Annotated in this window: 18 protein-coding genes and 3 pseudogenes; 10 read left to right on the top strand and 11 right to left on the bottom strand. The window is 42.8% G+C overall.

The features are described from left to right. Positions 1 to 111: 111 nt before the first annotated feature. Positions 112 to 2208: a PatA/PatG family cyanobactin maturation protease gene (locus tag B5D77_RS13490; protein ID WP_106909004.1), complete on the bottom strand. Its 2097-nt coding sequence runs from the start codon at positions 2206 to 2208 to the stop codon at positions 112 to 114. Positions 2209 to 2276: 68 nt separating this feature from the next. Between B5D77_RS13490 and B5D77_RS13485 the strand changes: the two genes are divergently transcribed. Then, positions 2277 to 3089: a Uma2 family endonuclease gene (locus B5D77_RS13485; RefSeq protein ID WP_106909003.1), complete on the top strand. Its 813-nt coding sequence runs from the start codon at positions 2277 to 2279 to the stop codon at positions 3087 to 3089. Positions 3090 to 3099: 10 nt separating this feature from the next. On the opposite strand, the gene B5D77_RS13480 is transcribed toward B5D77_RS13485, so the two are convergent. The 6 genes and pseudogenes from B5D77_RS13480 to B5D77_RS13455 form a co-directional block, all read right to left on the bottom strand. Continuing rightward, positions 3100 to 3327 (bottom strand): cyanobactin biosynthesis PatC/TenC/TruC family protein, encoded by a 228-nt coding sequence (locus B5D77_RS13480; protein WP_052278192.1) that lies wholly within the window; start codon positions 3325 to 3327, stop codon positions 3100 to 3102. A 46-nt stretch (positions 3328 to 3373) separates the two neighbouring features. Continuing rightward, positions 3374 to 3631 carry a cyanobactin biosynthesis system PatB/AcyB/McaB family protein gene (locus B5D77_RS13475; protein WP_106909002.1) on the bottom strand — a complete coding sequence of 86 codons (258 nt, stop codon included), beginning with the start codon at positions 3629 to 3631 and terminating at the stop codon, positions 3374 to 3376. 80 nt (positions 3632 to 3711) lie between these two features. Beyond that, positions 3712 to 4344, bottom strand: a pseudogene (locus B5D77_RS13470) (peptidase S8); the annotation flags it as partial. 134 nt (positions 4345 to 4478) lie between these two features. Further along, positions 4479 to 4790: pseudogene (locus B5D77_RS27250) on the bottom strand (DUF5615 family PIN-like protein); the annotation flags it as partial. 3 nt (positions 4791 to 4793) lie between these two features. Continuing rightward, the gene (locus B5D77_RS13460) at positions 4794 to 5024 is read right to left on the bottom strand and encodes a DUF433 domain-containing protein (protein ID WP_002779924.1); all 231 of its coding nucleotides are present in this window, start codon (positions 5022 to 5024) and stop codon (positions 4794 to 4796) included. A 617-nt stretch (positions 5025 to 5641) separates the two neighbouring features. Beyond that, positions 5642 to 7093 carry an ATP-dependent DNA helicase RecQ gene (locus B5D77_RS13455; RefSeq protein WP_106909001.1) on the bottom strand — a complete coding sequence of 484 codons (1452 nt, stop codon included), beginning with the start codon at positions 7091 to 7093 and terminating at the stop codon, positions 5642 to 5644. 483 nt (positions 7094 to 7576) lie between these two features. Here B5D77_RS13455 and B5D77_RS13450 point away from each other — a divergent pair, with 483 nt between their 5' ends. The 4 genes from B5D77_RS13450 (at position 7577) to B5D77_RS13430 (ending at position 9637) form a co-directional block, all read left to right on the top strand. Further along, positions 7577 to 7762, top strand: coding sequence for a DUF3285 domain-containing protein (locus tag B5D77_RS13450; RefSeq protein ID WP_008205579.1), 186 nt, complete (start codon positions 7577 to 7579; stop codon positions 7760 to 7762). Between the two features lie 11 nt (positions 7763 to 7773). Further along, on the top strand, positions 7774 to 8283 hold the full coding sequence (gene ybeY, locus B5D77_RS13445; protein ID WP_008205577.1) for an rRNA maturation RNase YbeY: 510 nt from the start codon (positions 7774 to 7776) through the stop codon (positions 8281 to 8283). A 32-nt stretch (positions 8284 to 8315) separates the two neighbouring features. Continuing rightward, positions 8316 to 8804 carry a diacylglycerol kinase family protein gene (locus B5D77_RS13440; RefSeq protein WP_008205575.1) on the top strand — a complete coding sequence of 163 codons (489 nt, stop codon included), beginning with the start codon at positions 8316 to 8318 and terminating at the stop codon, positions 8802 to 8804. A gap of 593 nt (positions 8805 to 9397) precedes the next feature. Next, entirely contained in the window at positions 9398 to 9637 is a 240-nt protein-coding gene (locus B5D77_RS13430) for a DUF4327 family protein (protein WP_002738935.1), read from the top strand. A gap of 228 nt (positions 9638 to 9865) precedes the next feature. On the opposite strand, the gene B5D77_RS13425 is transcribed toward B5D77_RS13430, so the two are convergent. Continuing rightward, positions 9866 to 11056, bottom strand: coding sequence for a bifunctional 2-polyprenyl-6-hydroxyphenol methylase/3-demethylubiquinol 3-O-methyltransferase UbiG (locus tag B5D77_RS13425; protein ID WP_008205570.1), 1191 nt, complete (start codon positions 11054 to 11056; stop codon positions 9866 to 9868). A gap of 285 nt (positions 11057 to 11341) precedes the next feature. Between B5D77_RS13425 and B5D77_RS13420 the strand changes: the two genes are divergently transcribed. The 3 genes and pseudogenes from B5D77_RS13420 to B5D77_RS27240 all read left to right on the top strand — a co-directional run. Next, positions 11342 to 12628 (top strand): AAA family ATPase, encoded by a 1287-nt coding sequence (locus tag B5D77_RS13420; RefSeq protein ID WP_106908999.1) that lies wholly within the window; start codon positions 11342 to 11344, stop codon positions 12626 to 12628. After that, a complete protein-coding gene (locus tag B5D77_RS27245) occupies positions 12625 to 12837 on the top strand; it encodes a hypothetical protein (protein WP_008205566.1) in 213 nt (70 codons plus the stop codon). The genes B5D77_RS13420 and B5D77_RS27245 overlap by 4 nt, the downstream gene beginning before the upstream one ends. A 33-nt stretch (positions 12838 to 12870) precedes the next feature. Next, positions 12871 to 13101 (top strand): annotated as a pseudogene (locus B5D77_RS27240) (TIGR02646 family protein); the annotation flags it as partial. 765 nt (positions 13102 to 13866) lie between these two features. On the opposite strand, the gene B5D77_RS13410 reads toward B5D77_RS27240, so the two are convergent. Beyond that, on the bottom strand, positions 13867 to 15567 hold the full coding sequence (locus B5D77_RS13410; RefSeq protein WP_159036967.1) for a hypothetical protein: 1701 nt from the start codon (positions 15565 to 15567) through the stop codon (positions 13867 to 13869). A gap of 409 nt (positions 15568 to 15976) precedes the next feature. On the opposite strand from B5D77_RS13410, the gene B5D77_RS13395 reads away from it, so the two are divergent. Next, complete coding sequence (locus tag B5D77_RS13395) at positions 15977 to 16126, top strand: hypothetical protein (protein ID WP_002752187.1); 150 nt, start codon at positions 15977 to 15979, stop codon at positions 16124 to 16126. A 79-nt stretch (positions 16127 to 16205) separates the two neighbouring features. Here B5D77_RS13395 and B5D77_RS13390 read toward each other — a convergent pair whose 3' ends face one another. Both B5D77_RS13390 and B5D77_RS13385 read right to left on the bottom strand, forming a co-directional pair. Continuing rightward, positions 16206 to 16586 (bottom strand): hypothetical protein, encoded by a 381-nt coding sequence (locus tag B5D77_RS13390; RefSeq protein WP_008205561.1) that lies wholly within the window; start codon positions 16584 to 16586, stop codon positions 16206 to 16208. Between the two features lie 59 nt (positions 16587 to 16645). Next, positions 16646 to 17011 (bottom strand): phasin family protein, encoded by a 366-nt coding sequence (locus B5D77_RS13385; RefSeq protein WP_008205559.1) that lies wholly within the window; start codon positions 17009 to 17011, stop codon positions 16646 to 16648. Positions 17012 to 17522: 511 nt separating this feature from the next. Between B5D77_RS13385 and hemB the strand changes: the two genes are divergently transcribed. Further along, positions 17523 to 18509: a porphobilinogen synthase gene (gene hemB, locus B5D77_RS13380; protein ID WP_008205555.1), complete on the top strand. Its 987-nt coding sequence runs from the start codon at positions 17523 to 17525 to the stop codon at positions 18507 to 18509. Positions 18510 to 18521: the final 12 nt, after the last annotated feature.

Raw genomic sequence — 18521 nt, 5'->3', positions numbered from 1 at the left:
ATAATTGAATTTGAGCAACATTTTTGCTAAGTACATTTGGTACAATTTTGACAAGTTAACCTAGGCCTTATTGGTTAATCATTTTTTGCTTAGGTACTTAGCAGACTGAGGCTATTTAGAAACAGCCCAAGAACGCACTTCACCTAGGGTTACAGGGGTGCGATCGCTAACATCAATGGTAAAGCGAAAAACTCGTTTAGCGCGCAGACCATTTTCGGGATCGAAGAATTTTAATTTCACATCCCAGCATTCACTTCCGTAGCGACAGAAGGGGCTTTTTTCCACTTCAATACTGTGTAATTCCATTCCCATCGCCACTGCTTGGGAGAAGGTTTGTACGGCTTGAAAAGCGTTAGTAGCTGCAAAATTTAAAGCGCGATTGCGGGCGATTTGTCCGACATTGCGTAAGTCATAATAAATGCGATTCAAGAAACTGGTCAGAGAACGACGCATCCTCGCTTCATCGGCGATTTCATGTTCTGCGCTAACAGTTTCTAGCGCTGATTCAATCAAAGTATTAACTTTCCAGCCATACATTCCCCGGGGACTATTAACCTTGATGACGGGAACAATTTGACCCGAAAAAAGTCTCACGGTTTCCTCGGTCAGCATACCGGGGATACTCACCCTTTCCACATAATCTTCGTCAGCTTCTGGCAATATTTGGCCTGCTAACATATATTGCATGACTTGATAAATCTCGGCGGCAAAAGCTCCCACGGGTTTAATTGCATAGATGGGAGTTAGTTCTAAATTAACTGTCCAAATTAAAGACTTAGTTTCTGATAGATTACTTTCTAAATAATCTACCATTTGCCGCGCATCGTAGGGATTGGGAGGTAATTCAAGATTATCGTTCGTGATGGTTGGCATTAACTGTTTAAAGGTGTCCCGACGCGCTTCTGTGCCGAAATCATAACCTAAAGTTCCTAACACATAAACCAGGTTTGACCGTTGACTAGGAACGACACTATTAAAGACAATCTTGTTATTTGTTTGATGATTTTGTATTAATCCAGTTGAGGAAACATTTTCTGAAGCATTGCTAGGAGGGATTGCCAGTTCTATTGTCGCTGCTGTTGGGGGGGTTATAGTTATTCCCTGAGTTGCCATCTCGGTTGTATTAGATGGGATAACCGAGGTTGTCACTGTCATCGGAATTACCGCCGATTCTATGATATTATTCGACGAATTGTTATCCGCTTCAACAGTTTGTAATTTCTCTCCCGTCAGCAGTTCATAAGCACCCGCAATATTAATTTTTCCTAATAAACAGCGTTCCGGTTCTTCTACTTCATTAGGATCGCAGGGGATGGCACTATTTGTCAAGGCGGCTCTTACTGCTTCTGCATCGGGAGATAACCCCTGTTCTAATTGCAAACTCATTAATAAAGCGGCTGTTCCTGTCACAATTGGAGCGGCGCAGCTAGTGCCTTTTTTGCGGATGGGGTCATCGGTTCCGGGTTGAGCGCCTAAAATATTCTCTCCTGGAGCGAGAATCCCTTGAGTTGCATATTTACCACCAAAATTACTAAATTTAAATGGCTCGCCTGTATCTTTCATTGCTCCTACTGTCAGGACATTTTCTAATACCGCAGGAACGCACCAACACTCTCCTTTATCATTACCTCCGGGGGCAATCACCAGGATATTATTAGCTTGAGCCTGACGAATTGCTTTATCAATAAATTCGTGAGCTAATCCGCTTTGAGTTGGGTGACAAGCCGCACAATGGATAATATTAACTCCCTGTTCAATTGCGGTACTAATTGCCCTGGAAAGATTGAGGGGATTAATAAAATCTTCGTTGCTATAGGCGATGGGAATATTAATTACAGTAGCGTTAGGAGCAATCCCTTCTACCGGTGAATCTGGCTGGCCGCAAATGGTGCTGATAATATGGTTAGCATGGAAGCGCAAATGCAAACTCTGGAGGATGTTTTTATCGGGGATTGCTTCTTTGAACAGATGCTCTTTTTCTTCCTCACTTTTGTCACTTTTTTCTACATCTAAAAAGGCTTGTAAGTATTGCGGATCGATGGGAAATTCTTGCGACCAATAGGGATCAAGGCGGGTAATATTTGCTCCTTGAAAGCAGGCGCGGTCTAAGTCAATCGGTCCATCAAGAACGGCGATTTTGATGCGGGGATCGCCTTTGGTATGGGAGCGAAGAGCAGTCATTCCGGGGATAGCATTGAGATCAGGCATAGTTTTTGCAGGTTTTCAAGAACAGTTATAGAATAAAAGCTAGATAACAATAAATAGGGGAATTAAAGATGAGTTCAATGACCCCAACGGTACAATCCTCAACCACAATTCAGGAAACTTCTGCAACGGTGTATTGCTCTTCCCCTTTACCCGACCACACCCAACTCCCCGATAAAGATGGAAGTTTTGTGAAAAACTATCAAGAGCCTCCCCAAGCAGACCTTTTAACGGATACTATTACACCCCTTTTAGAGCAATTACATCCTGACGGTAATTACTGTTTGGGTCGAGATTGTGGGATTTATTGGCGATTACCAGAGTATCCAGAATCCCTAGAAAAGGGGGCTGTTGCTCCCGATTGGTTTTATGTTCCCCATGTCCCTACAACGATTGAGGGTCAAGTTCGCCGTTCCTTTGTGATGTGGAAAGAAACCATTGAACCGGTTATTGCCTTAGAATTTGTCTCTGGCAATGGTGAAGAAGAACGGGATAAAACGCCTGTTAAGGGTAAATTTTGGATCTATGAGCGAGCGATTCAAATTCCTTTTTATGGAATTTATGAGGTTAACAAGGCCCAGATCGAGATGTACCAGTTAGTTAATGGCCGTTACCAAAAAATGACTCCTAATCAGCGCGGTCATTATCCCATTGTTCCTTTAAAGGTAGAGTTAGGAATTTGGCAGGGGGAATACCAAAATCAATCCTTTCCCTGGCTTCGCTGGTGGGATGGGGAAGGTAACTTGTTGTTAACTTCCCAGGAATCTACTCAACAGGAACGACAACGAGCCGAACAGGAACGACAACGAGCCGAACAGGAACGACAACGAGCCGATCGCCTAGCGGAACAGTTAAGGGCCTTGGGGATAGAACCTGAAGATTAATGGAAAGTGTTTAACACCAAATTCGACCCCGACGAAACGGCGGATCATTGGGATTCGCTTTGCGATCTTTGAACATGGTTTTCCAGCGTCCGTAATCTTCTAAACCAGTGGCGGGAACGTATTTAGCTTTAGGTTGAGTTGTTTCTGGTTGCTCAATCTTGGGTTTTTCCGTGGTTGGTTGGTCAACATTCGCAGCAGCGGGTGTTGATTCTGGCGCACCTTTAGGTTTACTAGCCATTGTTTGATTTCCTCCAGTGTTTTTTACTAGGTTTTAGAAGTCGATACTAATAACGAAAACCGCCAAAAGAGGACATTTTCAGATAGCCATAGTGAGGGTATTGGAATTGTGCTGGATCATTGTAGTTAGCGCCATGAACTAACTTAACTAAGATAGATACTAAATCATCGCCATCTCCATGAACAATATCGACGCATTCATGGGGATGAATAAAATGGGGTCGTTTGACGGGAGCAGATTGTTTGGGAAGTCTCACGGTTGTTTTCGGGTAAATAATGGGGGTAGGGGCGAAGCATTCGGGCATAACCTATCGCTGAAACCTTAGATTTCCTATCCGAATGCTTCGCCTGTACTTGAAGTCAGAAGTCAGCGCAGGGGAGAGGACTAATAAGGAGAAGACCAGGAACGCACTTCGCCCAAAGTAACAGGAATTAAATCACTCACATCTATTGTAAAACGGAAGACTTTACGAGCGCGGCGGCTATTTTCCGGGTCGAAGAATTTTAACTGTACGTCCCAGCAATCGCTATCCAGCCGACAGAAAGGACTCTTAGAAACGTTAATACTGTCGAGTTCCATCCCCGCACCCACAGCCTCAGAAAAAGTTTGCGCTGCTTGGAAAGCGTTAGTCGCGGCAAAATTGAGGGCGCGGTCTTGGGAAGTTTGCCCTAAATTGCGTAAATCGTAGTAGATGCGGTTGAGGAAACTACTCAAAGTGCGGCGCATTTGGCTTTCTTGGGCTTCTGTTTGTTCTGCACCAACGGCTTCTATTGCCGCACTGACTAAAGTATTAACGTGCCAACCATAAATTCCCCGGGGGCTATCCGGTTCAATGACGGGAACAACTTGCCCTGAGAACAGGCGTACTGTCCGCCCAGTAATCCGTCCCGGAATACTGACACGCTCGATATATTCGGGGCTGTCTTCTGCTTGCACTTGTCCCGAAAGAAGTTCCTGTAAAGCCGCATAAACTTCGCGGGAAAAAGAGCCAAGGGGTTCAATGGCGTAAATTGGCGTACCCCAAAAATCGATCGCTGGAGCAGTAGGAGCCACATTAGGGAACGCACCCTACAAGATCGGCGTACTGCTACGCAGTGCCTTCGGCATCTCACCGTTAAGTCTCTCATTCTAATTTTGTCTTCTTCAATAACTGTAAAGTGTCCATACCAGTCATCCCGCAATGAGATAACCTTGGCAACTTTCTCAGCGACTACAGATCCAGAAGGTACTCTTATTCTAAACAAAATAATACCAACACTGGCCGGCAACCTTGAACGAAAGGCGAGTTCTCCAAAATCTTTATCAAATGTCAAGAGAATACGATTTTCTGCTTGGGCGCGACTTAAAACTTCACAGTCCGAGATTCCGGGGGATTCCACCCTAATCCACAGGACATCATGGCCATTTTGTCGTAGGGCTTCAACCGCATCAAGGGGGAAATTTTCGTTCGCTAGAAAACGGATCAGTTAAGCAGGAATAGCATAGACTTTCTCAGATTTGAGCATTACACTAGCATAGCTAAGACAAGCTTGAATATCTTCTACTGTAATACCTGGGTAGTTTCGCAGAATTTCATCAATACTCCAACCTTGGGCGAGAAGATCGATGATAAATTCAACCGCAATCCTTGTTCCTTTAATGATAGGTTTTCCCACCAAAATATCGGGATTTAGTGTAATTCGAGTTTCCCAGTCCATAGCTACATCATTGAAAGTGTTTTCAAAAAGGTAAAGGCTGCATGGGACGCACCCTATATCTCGTTTTATTATAACAGGATTTGGTATCACAGCTTCAATAAATGTGCATGGTGCGTTCCCCAAAAATCGATCGGTGGAGCAGTAGGAGCCACATTAGGGAACGCACCCTACAAGATCGGCGATCGTACTATTTTAGGTGGTTTAAGTGCGTTTTAGCTTACTTGGCTCTGTGCTTCAGCAGGCAAAGATAAAAATTCACCTAAAATCTCATGAGTCATGGTTGTATCCTCCCCCATATCACGCCCAAAAGCCTGTTAGCCAGATTAGCTTACTGCAAACAATCTCCTTTTAAGGAAACTTATCACAGAAGCTTTCTAGGAATCTAGCAAAGATTCTTGTATCTGGCTGCACTTTGTCACAGAATTTCACTATTATTTCGGGTAAGGTATGGTAAATCCCTTGATAGATTCAATCGGGACTAACTTCTGGGAAACCCGCTATAGATCTTCTGCAAAAATCAAAAATCTGACCTTAAGTGAGGAGAATCCTAGACAGGAGGAGAAAAAAGACATAGAAAATTTAGTACAAACGCTCTGCTCTCCCTGCTCTGGCGCTCCCTAGCTTACCAGAGGTCGATTGCGACGACAATTATCGCAATGACCACAGCGAAAATTATCGGCATTTTCCTGAAAACCAAAGGCATTTAAGAGAAAGTGCCAACGACAGCGACGGGTATAGAGGTAGGGAAATATCTCATTTTTGGGTTTAAAAGTCATCTTGGCTGAATTATGGCGATAAATAAGCCGATAATGAAAAGGATCGAGCCATTCTAGGCGATCGAGACTGTGTAAAAGGGAGAGAATGAGCGCACCATCGGGAAATTCGGCACTAATCGCCTCTACTTTGCCCTCTAGGGGAATTTGGGCTAAAATTTGCCAAGCTTGTCGGTATTGGCGCTCCTGTTGGGAGTTAAAGAATTTTTGCTGGTTTTTATCGCTATTATCTAACCATCCCGTCGGTTCACTAATTAAGGTGAGAGCCTGCATTTTACCCCCATCGCGACCACCGCGGCCGATTTCCTGTAGGTATTCCGATAGTAAAGCTGGGGGTTGGTAGTGGACAACCCAACGCACATCGGGTTTATTGATACCCATGCCAAAAGCTGAGGTACAGACAACAAAAGTTAAATCTCCCCGCAGCCAATTTTGTTCTATTTCCCGACGCTGAAAGGGGGATAAACCGGCGTGGTAGGCACTGGTGCGATAGTGGAGAGATTGCAACCATGCCGCTAAATTTTCACTATGGCGACGGGAACGAGTATAGATCAGGCCGGATTGTCGAGGTTGACTGGTGAGGAAGTTTAATAGTTGATGACGACGACAACCGGGGCTAATACATATTTTGGTGCTTAAGTCAAGGTTTTGACGGTAAGGATTTATTAAGAAAAGTTGTGGTTTTTCTAGTTGTAAGACGCGGGTGAGACTCTCACGGGTGGCGGGGTTAGCGGTGGCGGTAAAAGCAGCGATCGCTATTTGGCTGCCGGCCGGTTTCGATTGCAGCAGAGCGGGACGGACAGCCCCAAGACGACGGTAAGCAGGACGAAAATTGTCGCCCCACTGGGTTAAACAATGGGCCTCGTCGAGGATGAGAGCGTTAATTTTAACGTGGGGAAGGGTTAATTTTGACCAGAGGGGCGGACTTAAGAGGGTTTCTGGGGAAAGATAGAGAAGTCGCAGGGTTTGGTCTGCGATCGCTGCTAAGGTTTTCTTTCTCTGTTGTCGGGGGATTTCGTGATGAATCAGGGCAACGGGTAGTTTTTTAGCTAATAATTCCTCCACCTGATTTTCCATCAGGGCCACTAGGGGAGAAATCACTAGGGTTAAGCCGGTTTTTAATAAAGCGGGCAATTGAAAACAGATAGATTTACCGAATCCCGTGGGCATAACAATTAGGGCATCTTGTGCCGCTAGAATTGTCTCGATAATCTCCTGTTGGGGAAAGCGAAAGGCCTCATAGCCCCAAATTTTTTGAAAAATAGTCTGGATGCTTTCGGGATCTTGGGAAGACATGGTTAGACTGCTGGGAATTATGAATTATGAATTATGAATTATGAATTGGGGAGCAGGAGAGTGGGGTGTGGGGTGTGGGAATTATGAATTATGAATTATGAATTATGAATTGGGGAGAGGGCTCTCTTAGGTTTGGTGGGCAAAATGTATTCTAAGATACATTCTTCCTAGCGAGCGAGTGGAAGGAACCACAAAGACACAAAGGACACAAAGATTGATCGATTCTATATAAGTTAAACTTATCACACAGAACCTAGAAGAGCCGGGAGAGGGGAGAAAGGAGCGGGGGAGGGGAGAGCATTTGTATTAAAATTCAGGGGCTGGTTTAAAGGCGCAACCGGTTAGAAACCTCTGGGTTAAACAGTTTGAGCGGTTTTTACTATCCTGGAAGGGTAACAATTTTTCCCATAATTGAATTTTTTTGGCACTTTTTTAATAATCTGTTACACTTATAGCGATCAATCTTTGTCTGGGGAATTACTGATGACTGAACCTGTTAGCACCACTGACCCCGCAGTAGAAACCGCCACGGAAGCGCAACCCAGTTACGTTAAGCTGGCGATGCGGAATATGGTCAAGAAAAAAGGCGTCTCGTTAAAACACTTTTTTTTGACTACGGCAGCCTTACTGGCCTTTTTTGTCGGTGTTTCCTATCTGACGCGTCCCTAGGATGAAATCTGGTGAGTGAGACTTTGCCCCTAGTGGTGGATTTATGCCTACAGGATAATTATTTTAATCCCGGAAATAGTCCTGTGGATGGCCAAACTTGGCACTATTGGTTGGAGACATGGTTAGGCTATCTATCGGATTATCTCCCCGTTGCCGCCGGTTATGAACTAAGTTTGCGTTTAACAGACGATCAAGAAATTCGGACCTATAATTGCCAATATCGCCACAAAGATCAACCGACGGATGTTCTCGCTTTTGCCGCTCTCGAAGTGGATTTCCCGATCGATCAGGGCATTTTAGAGACAGAACCTTTATATTTGGGGGATATTATCATCTCTGTGGAGACAGCACAACAACAGGCTTTAACACAAAATCATCCTTTGGCGCGAGAATTGGCCTGGTTAACTGCCCACGCTTGTTTACATCTCTTGGGTTGGGATCATCCCGATGAAACAAGTCTCTTGGAAATGCTATCTTTACAGGAAACTTTGTTAAAAACCGTCAAAATTGCCGATACATAGTTAGTTATTTTTGTCAAGCATTATTGAGGAATATGAAGACAAACTATCATAAAGCCAACCAATCTGCCAGCCTATCTAATCCCTATCTCAACAATAATTTTATCCCTCGATCGGGACAGGTGAGTGAGGGCAACAATCCCACTCAAAGAGAATACGCTTGGCAAGTCGCCTCGAATCTGTTAGTCAGTTTTCGCTACGCTTGGGCCGGAGTCCGTTATGCTTTTGTCAGTCAAAGAAATTTTCGCATTCACACCCTGATTACCCTAGTAGCGGTTAGTTGGGGCTTATTTTTGCGGGTTGATGCCATGGAAATGGCGATTGTCACCCTTACCTGCGCTCTGGTGATGGTCTTAGAATTAATCAACACCGCCCTAGAATCAGTGGTAGACCTGACGGTGGGGCAATCCTACCATGATTTAGCCAAAATAGCGAAAGATTGTGCCGCTGGTGCCGTTTTAATCGCCTCGATCGCCGCTTTACTCGTAGCGGCTTTTATTTTTATTCCCCATTTATTAGTTTAAGCTGGAAGCTTTTTTCCGTGATCAGCTGTACTGAATTTAAACTGCGTAGGGAAAAATTAAGTACAAATGCTCTGACTTCTCCTCCCTGCTGCCAACTCCGGCACTCCAGTGCAGTCCTAACCAGTAATTTAGATAGGGTTTGCGGCAAAAAGTACGGGCGAAGCATTCGGATAGAAAATCTCCGGTTTCACCGATAGGTTATTGCCCGAATGCTTCGCCCCTACAGGACGCGGGCCGATGAAGATGCAAGGTTTTGAACCACGATTCTCTCAAAATCTTGCACCTGTTTCGCAAGAAAAGCCCCAAAACCCTTACCTTGCCTACATTTCACATTTATTCAGCCAACCCTAGATAGTCAACAGCTTAACTGATAACTGATCACTGATCACTGATTTGACATAAGGGGACTCGACAGCTTTTAGCCGATAAATTTAACTTTTCTTAACCTAAGCCTAAACTGGCGAGGGGAGAGGGTTTCGCTATATATAAAAAATTGTAATCGTCGATACAGCAAAAAATCTCTTTTGTCCCCCTATAGGTTAGAATATAGTTAGTGATAAGACTTCTTTTGTAGATCTTGCAGGAAATCTCCCATGAGTGCCATAACTTTCTCCACCGCTCCCACCGCTTACTCTATCAGGATGATTAAGGACGAAGTCCGTCAGATGGTAGAACAGGGGGTAGTGAGCAGACACCAACCGATCTACACCCTCTGTCAGTTCATTCCCCCCCGGGAGTGGGTTTGTGTTGAATGTGAACTAGAACGATGTGACTACCTTCTCAGAGACCAAATTGGTGACTTAATCGCCTCGGAATCTTGGGATAATGATTAAAATCTCCCGTTTGCCGATGGGCAAAAATCGGACTGATCAGAAATTTAGCAGCCTTGTCCACTTTCTTAAACTATTATAATTCAGCCCCGGTTAATTCTGGGGCTGAAACTATGGGGATAGGAAGGGTGTAATTGTTAAGAAAAAAGAAGTTTTGGCAAAATTTTGCCAAGTTAGTTTAAAAGTTGCCCATTGCCAAGGGACGCTATCTCTAACATCCCAGAATTTTCTCTAACTTAAAATCAGTAGTTGGCGCTGTTGTAAAGAACGCACACCAGTTAATCCTAAAGCAACTTGAGCGTCGATTTCTCCCACGGTTAAACGACCATCACAAGCTTGTAAAAAAGCAAATTCTCTTTCCGAGAGATTAACCGGTCGATAATCGTAGTCTAGAACACTTGCACTAGGCCAGCCGTAAAGACAGGGATGAACTTCGGCCACTGCATTCTCTAGGACTTGATCCCCGGACCAATCGGCAGTCAGAATCGGTGGTTTAGCGAGGAAAAATTCATAGTGGGTGATTTCCGGGTCTAATAATTCCGTCAAGCGATAACGTTCCCTTTCCCCTAAATTTTGCGCTCTAGCCATCAATTCGGGGGATTTACCCAATAAACGCTCTAATTGCCAGTAGGAAGGGTTAGAAAAGCCAATAAAGGCTAATCCTGACGCATCAATCAGTTGAAAGAGGGTATCGATATTGTAGTCCACTTCCCGGGGGTGAACGTACATATCAGCGAAGGACTCATCGCGATGATTTTCCATTGACCAACGCTCTTTTTCCCGTTTCAAAATGCGATTATTTTCCGGTAGGGAGGCAAAAATCTCTCGGCCGACAGCGACCCCATCTTTATAATCGCCGCGTCGGTCTCCCTGCAAAAGTGCGATCGCAGATTGCATTAACTGGATTTCCCAGCGTCCCAATTGTGCATAGACGAAAATGTGCAGCAGACCACCGGGGACCAGTTTTTGTGCGAGGGATTGAATCCCTTTAATCGGGTCCGGGAGATGGTGCAGCACCCCGACGCAGTTAATTAAATCAAATTCTCCCGGGAGATTAGTGGCTGATTCAAGGGGTAAATGGTGAAAATCCAGAGAACCTCGGTGCTTTGTCGCAACTCCCGAACGATTACAGCGTTCTTTGGCAATTTCTAGTGCTTTTTCACTGATATCTATCGCGACTACATGAGCGAAAGGGTTGAGCGCAAGCAGATATTCAGTTCCCGCACCAGTACCACAACCCGCATCGAGAATGCGGATATCCTCTCGTTCGGGTTTACGATGACAACAAAAGTTATAGGCAGCAATCCAATTCCAGCGCCAATTGTAACCCGGAGGAGGTTCATCTAGGAGCGGTTCGGGGGGGAAAGGATAGGTATTGTAGAGACGTTGTACAGCAGTGCGAATAGTAGCGTCGTCGGACATGAAAATTGGCAGAGTTTAGGATAACACTCGATCGATTGTCTCACAGACGGCAGCGATCGGGAAAGTCAGCCGGGGTTTTTTTGAGTTAGTCGAGGGTAAATGATAAATAATCATTATGACTATCCAGTTCTGTGCCAAAACTAGATATTATTTCTTTGGTCGATATTTTTTTCTATTCCTTGTCCTACTGTCTCTTAACCCTATCTAAGTTTTACTGGCAATTATTGGAGAGTCATTCTCTAACAATTATCTCAAATACAAGCAGCTCTTGCCGATACAAAAACCATGAAAATTAAGTCTATAAAGCTTATTAATTATCGAGGTGCAGTCAGTTTAAACATCGACTTTCATCGGCAACTCAACGTATTCATAGGAGTTAATGGTGCGGGAAAATCCACCATTTTAGACAGTTTGGCTATTATGCTTTCATGGTTAGTTAATCGCCTAAAAAATACTAATGCCAGTGGACGACTTCCAGAGATTAACGAAACCGAGATTAATAATGGTCAGTGGACGGCTATAATTGAAATCACTGGGGTGACGGAAGATAGTCAAGAGATTACTTGGAAAATAGTAAAAACTAGGACTGGATATATCCACGCTGGGGAACGGAGTAATTTTAGCCAATTAAATGAATACAGTCAAGAAATACAACGACAAATTACTGATCATCAAGGACAAATTAACTTACCTTTATTTGTTTATTATTCTGTTAATCGAGCAGTGCTGGATATACCCTTAAAAATTAAAACAAAACATCAATTTGAATCTCTAAGTGCCTACGAAAATGCTTTAACCAGTGGATCAGATTTTCGCACTTTTTTTGAATGGTTTCGCGAGCGCGAAGATTTAGAAAATGAAAATAGAAAATATCAGGATTATCTAATTAAACCAGAAGGTTTTTGTTTTCCTGATCCCCAATTGGAAGCGGTTCGGGAAACGATCGAACGTTTTCTACCCGATTTTAGTAATCTTAGCGTCCGTCGTAATCCCTTGAGAATGGAAGTAACAAAAAAGAATAAAATAGTTACTGTTAATCAACTTTCTGATGGAGAAAAATGTCTGATTGCTATGCTTGGAGATTTAGCTCGAAGAATGGCGATTGCTAATCCTCAAAATCCTTATCCCTTAACGGGTAATGGTGTTATTATCATTGACGAAATTGATTTACATTTACATCCTCAATGGCAAAGATTTGTAGTACCTAAATTACTAGAAGTTTTTCCTAACTGTCAATTTTTTATTTCCACCCATTCTCCTAATATTATCACTCATGTTCAACCAGAAAGTTTACACTTCATGGAACAAACAGAAATGGGAATAAAAGTTCATCCCGTGCAGGAGTCCTACGGCAAAAATGTTGATCGAATTTTAGAAGATTTGATGGGATTAGAGACAACTCGTCCCAAGGAAATCGCTGAAGCTTTGAAAGATATCTATGAACAAATATCTCAAAATCAATTAGAGGCAGCTAAAAATAATATCAATGATCTCAGAGCTAAAATTCAAAATGATCCAGAATTAATTAAAGCTGAAGTTATTATTCGACGCAAGGAAATTATCGGAAAATGAAGTATATTAGGAAAAGACAAGAACCACCGGAGTTTAAGAATTGGAAAGAGCAAGCTAACTCAGATTGGCAGCCCGACTTTAGAAATTTAGCGGGAAAACCAAAAGAAATACTAATTAAAGCGTTGATGACAGAACAGGGAGAAATATGTTGTTATTGTGAAAATCGATTGATTGATGGTAAATGCCATATAGAACATTTTAAACCTTAAAGTTATCCCACTGTTGATCCCCTAGATTATGCCAATTTGCTATGTTCCTGTCAGGCAAATCTTAAGTCTGGTGAACCTCGGCACTGTGGTAATCTAAAAGATAACTGGTTTGATGAAAATCTCTTAATCTCTCCACTTAATCCCGATTGTGAGTCTCACTTTGCTTTTAACTATGATGGCACAATTAAACCCGTACAAGAAGATGATCAAAAAGCAATTAATACTATCGAAAAGTTGGGATTAAACCTCAACAAAATTAAATAACTTCGTCAGAAAGCCATCGAGCCTTTTTTGGATGAGGAGATAGATAATGACGAATTAAAAGTTTTTGTCAATGGATATTTATGCTTAGATGATCAACAAAGATACAAACCTTTCTGGACAACAATCAAATATTTGTTCAGCGATTTAATTGAATAATTTTTCCTTTACAAAAAGACAAGAATTATTATAAAAGTTTAGATAAACCATAAAAAATATAAAGTCTTATGAAGATTATTCAAGAATTATCTCAAAAGTCAGCAATTGATGAGATTCTGGCCAGATAATGGGGATGGAGGGGTGAATCAACCTTACCCGAAGTTGAACAGAGATTGTTGTCGAGAGTCGGAGAGAAAAGCAATGAATATCAAGGATACATTACACAATTTTGTCCAGTACCTAACAGACAGGGTAAGGGTATCTTAAAAATCCTTGACAAAATGAACTTTATGTGAGTTGCTTACCCAGATGACGATTCAGGCATATTTGAGGAGAATTTGCCATCTCAATTGTTAAACAAAAATCGACCAAATGGGTCGAGTTCGTAACTATTCTGATTGACTGGTATCACTTGAAATGCCCACACAATTGGCCAATTGTCAATAGGGTATGATACTAAATCCGTTTTTAATAGTACGATTAACTCCCAAGAATGATAAGGAGTAGCAAAATAAAAATGGTTTTTCGGTCACTCGATTGATTTCACTTGCAGTTCTATTGATTGCTAATCCTGCTTGCAAAAAATTGATCGCCCGCAAAGGGAAATCGTTATTTCAGGGATTCTCGAAGATCACCGCCTCCCGATACGGTTTTCCAACCGATCACCAGAAAAATGATTAAAGCAACTATCGCCATAAATAAGCCGATCGGAGTACCGATCAGATCCCGGGCGAATTGTAAACTATAGTTAGTTTTTAGATCGGCATTTCCATCCCAAACTACCGTTTTTTCCGCACCGAGAAATAACAAGTGAATCCCCCGAGAAAGAACGAACTCTCCCACGATAGTGAAGATAATTAACTGTTTCAGTCTCACGGGTAACATGGCCAGATATTCGGTAACGATCAAGAGCAACAGAACCACGATAGGAGTCATACTCTCGCCGATAATTCCCCCGCGATGAAATCCGGGTTGCAGGAAACAACCTCCCAAAAAACCGATCACAAGTACCGATACTAAAAATGATCTGGGAAACAAAGGTTTACCCTTAACTTTTCCCAAAACTCGTTTCCCGAAAACCGTCAGAAGGACGGCGCTCAGGGTTATCGTTATAGAGCCGGCTAAAACACTAAAATACAAGCGAAACCATGAATTCCACAGCCGATAGCGTAAGATGTAAAACTCGCCCCCCTCTCTGGGGCCTTTCTGGATTCGATCTTGAACCGCGTCGGAAAGTTCTAGGGGATAAACGGTAGACCACGCATTGTTGAAAGCATCGGAAATTCTAACGCTCGCGGTCGCCCCCCCCGTCGTTCCCATTGCCGTCTGGAAGATAGAAGCGAGACCGAAGTGAGAGATTCCCCATAAATACCAGGGAAGACACACGGCGATCATGAGGATTAATGGAAAAAATAACTGACGAACTACAAGAGCTAAATTTTTACGATTTACCCAGAGATTATCGACGATCGGGGCGATAACATAGAGTATAGCGGAAGGATGACTGAGAAAAGCTAATCCCCAACTAACTCCACAGCCAATCCCGGAAAGCGAATAGACTCTTGTGCGGGGATTGTTTCTCAAGTCGAGATAGAAATAGATGCCGGTTAAGATATAGACCGTGGCCAATACCTTCGGCCACGGGTAGGTGATCATATTACTCAAATAGGGACTGAAAGCCACGAGGAAAAAGGCTAACGGAATTAACGACGGACGCAGAAAGAGAGGGATTAGGAGGGTCAGGAATACTCCGGGTAAAATTGCGGTAATTTGATAAACCGCAAATGAATTTTCTAAAAGTGCCAGATAATAACTAGAAAATAGATTGAACAAAGGAGTTCTAGAAGTAACATTATAAGTTCCAAAGTAAACCGTATCGGTTTTCTGAAGTCCCAAAAAAATTTGAGCGATATCGAAGTGCATCCACCAATCCCCGTAGTAAAATCCCCCACTGTAAAGCACGACGAAGAATTGCATCCCTAGCAGGACGAGCCAGAACAAGATCGCTAGGTATAGCCATCTATAGTTTTCTCTTTCTTCCGCTTGCCACAATTGTCGCGTCAGTAACCATAGAGAGATAATAAATAAACCAGCCGTTGCTAACAGGAAAAAAGTTCTTCCGGAAAAGCCACAAAGAAAATTAACGAAAGCGATCGCCGATTGTAAAGCCATTCCCCAAGCACCAGCAAGGGCCATACATTCCTTGACGGTAAAGCGCGAGATCGCTCTCAGGCTAACATAGCCGAGGGTGAAAGTTAGGGTTAGCGAGATCGCCCCGAAAAAAAACAACTGTAAAAAGCTTATATTCACGATTAACTATTTACCTGAATCTATTTTAGTGACCCCATCTTTTAATACTATCGAAAAGTTGGGATTAAACCTCAACAAAATTAAATAACTTCGTCAGAAAGCCATCGAGCCTTTTTTGGATGAGGAGATAGATAATGCTCAATTACAAGTCTTTGTCAATGGATATTTATGCTTAGATGATCAACAAATCAGCGATTTAATTGAATAATCGTTCCTTGACAAAAAGACAAGAATTATTATAAAAGTTTAGATAAACAATAAAAAACATAAAGTCTTATGAAGATTATTCAAGAATTATCTCAAAAGTCAGCAATTGATGAGATTCTGGCCAGATAATGGGGATGGAGGGGTGAATCAACCTTACCCGAAGTTGAACAGAGATTGTTGTCGAGAGTCGGAGAGAAAAGCAATGAATATCAAGGATACATTACACAATTTTGTCCAGTACCTAACAGAGGCTTTCGCTCGCATTTTTAGCCCCAACAATGATGAATATCCCGATGTGGGGATGCAGCCTTTTGATTCTGAACCTTACCATGCTCCCAAGGGTAATTCTTAACTAAAAATGACGGGTAATTGCTTTGAGATAAAAGCTATGGGTAGGGATAATAACCCTACCTGATTTTATAGAAAAATAATTAATCCTCTGCTTGCCAATCGGGACAACTATCACTATCCCAACCGTAGGGATGGAAACCGCAGACGAGAAGATTGCCTCCGTAGATATAACCGTGATAATTACGGCAACCGATACAAGCAGGATGGGTGTTAGGATCGGGGTTAACCTTAGGAGTGAGGATAAAATCCGAGGGTTCATCTAATCCCGAAAAGGGGTATTCATCGAGGTTAAAAAATTCTTCTAATTCCTGGGGTAAAACCTCTTGAATAAACTGTTCCAGATCGATGATAATCTCCTCATTAATTTCTTCGATAGTTTGGGCTACTTCTTGGAAAAAAGTTTCAATTCCCAGTGCCACAGTTTCGATAACTTCCCAAAAATCTTTCTGCCAATCGTCCATGTTTATACTTGCATCCCTTGTCTGGTAATAATTAATTATTTGTCGCTAAAATCTAGGTTTTAATCCCGTTGCAGTTTCCGTAATTCCTCCTGAAGACGTTCCACCTGTTGCCGCAATTCATCTACTTTTGGATCGGCTGCTTTGGTGTCCTCCTCATCTTCAATGATTTCTATCCGTCGGGGTTCATGGGGAATATTAGATTCGTTAGCTGCTACCGTTTGCTGTTGTGCCTGTTTCACCAACTCATCAACGTATTTCCTCGCTTCTTCCGCGTTTATTTCGCCGCGAGAAATCATTTCATCGGCTAATTTTTGGGCTTGATTTCTTAATTCTTGTAAATTTACTTCAGCTTTTTCGGCGGCATAAGTAGCAATGCCTACACCCAAATAAACTGCTTTTTTGACTAAATCACCTAAGTTGGCCATCGCAAAAATCCTGAATTGATCGCTCTTACCTACTAGAATAAACGATCCTTCTCCCAAATGGAGATGGGTTTTGGGAGTCAGTGAACAGTGAACAGTAATCAGTAATCAGTGAACGCTTGCGCCGCTAATGTAACACCATGAACATTTTTCAGCCAATATCCAAGAGAGCCATCAGTGAACTGAAAACTCACATCTGATAACTGATAACTGATAACTGGTAACTGATAACTGATGAGGTAAAGTTTTGTAAATAGATGCGGTGGTGGCGACAGCAAAATTGATCGCTATAAAGATTAAATTTTAGTCAAATTGCTGGTTTTTCGCCCTCAAAACGACGATAGAGCCTCATCAGGTCATTTTTGACCTAAATAGTTTGATTAAGCTCAAAATAACTAAATATTGCCTATAGCTGCCGGCAGCCAGCAGCTGGCTGAATTGATTTGTGTTCATCCTCAGCAAAGATTTAAACTAAAGAATCGAGACCAGATTCCCGATTTAATCACAAAAAACTATGTTTCCTATTCATCGCCCCCGTCGTCTGCGTCAAACCCCTCAAATGCGCCGTCTGGTGAGTGAAACCGTCTTGACAGCCAATGACTTTATCTATCCTCTTTTCGCCACGACGGGGGAAGGTATTGCCTTAGAAGTCAAATCGATGCCGGGGGTGTATCAATTATCAATCGATAAAATTGTTGACGAAGCCAAGGAAGTGCGGGATTTAGGAATTCCAGCGATTATTTTATTCGGGCTGCCAGAAAGTAAAGACACAGAGGCGACGGGAGCATGGCACGATCATGGTATTGTGCAAAAAGCAGCCACAGCAATTAAAGAGGCAGTTCCCGATCTACTCATTGTCGCCGATACTTGTTTGTGTGAATATACCAACCATGGTCATTGTGGTTATCTGCAAACGGGAGATTTAACCGGCAGGGTGTTAAACGATCCTACTCTGGAATTATTGCAAAAAACCGCCGTTTCTCAGGTAAAAGCGGGAGTGGATATCATTGCACCGTCGGGAATGATGGATGGTTTTGTCCAGGCAATTCGTCAAGGATTGGATGAGGCTGGTTATAGTGATACACCAATTCTTTCCTATACCGCTAAATATGCCTCTGCCTATTATGGTCCGTTTCGGGATGCGGCTGATTCTACGCCCCAATTCGGCGATCGCAGAACCTACCAAATGGATCCGGGTAATGCCAGAGAAGCCTTAAAAGAGGTGGAATTAGACGTATTAGAGGGAGCAGATATGTTAATGGTAAAACCTGCCCTGTCTTACCTGGATATTATCTGGAGAATCAAGGAAATGACTAATTTACCCGTGGCTGCCTATAATGTATCGGGGGAATATTCAATGATTAAAGCGGCGGCGTTAAATGGCTGGATTGACGAAAAACGGGTGACTTTAGAGACTTTAACCAGCTTTAAACGGGCCGGTGCCGATATTATCTTAACCTACCACGCTAAGGATGCCGTGCGCTGGTTAGCAGAGGGTTAAACTTGATGATTG

Origin of the sequence: Microcystis sp. MC19, assembly GCF_003019735.1 — a bacterium.
Classification (GTDB): Bacteria; Cyanobacteriota; Cyanobacteriia; order Cyanobacteriales; family Microcystaceae; genus Microcystis.
This window is presented reverse-complemented; position numbering and strand designations above follow the sequence as displayed.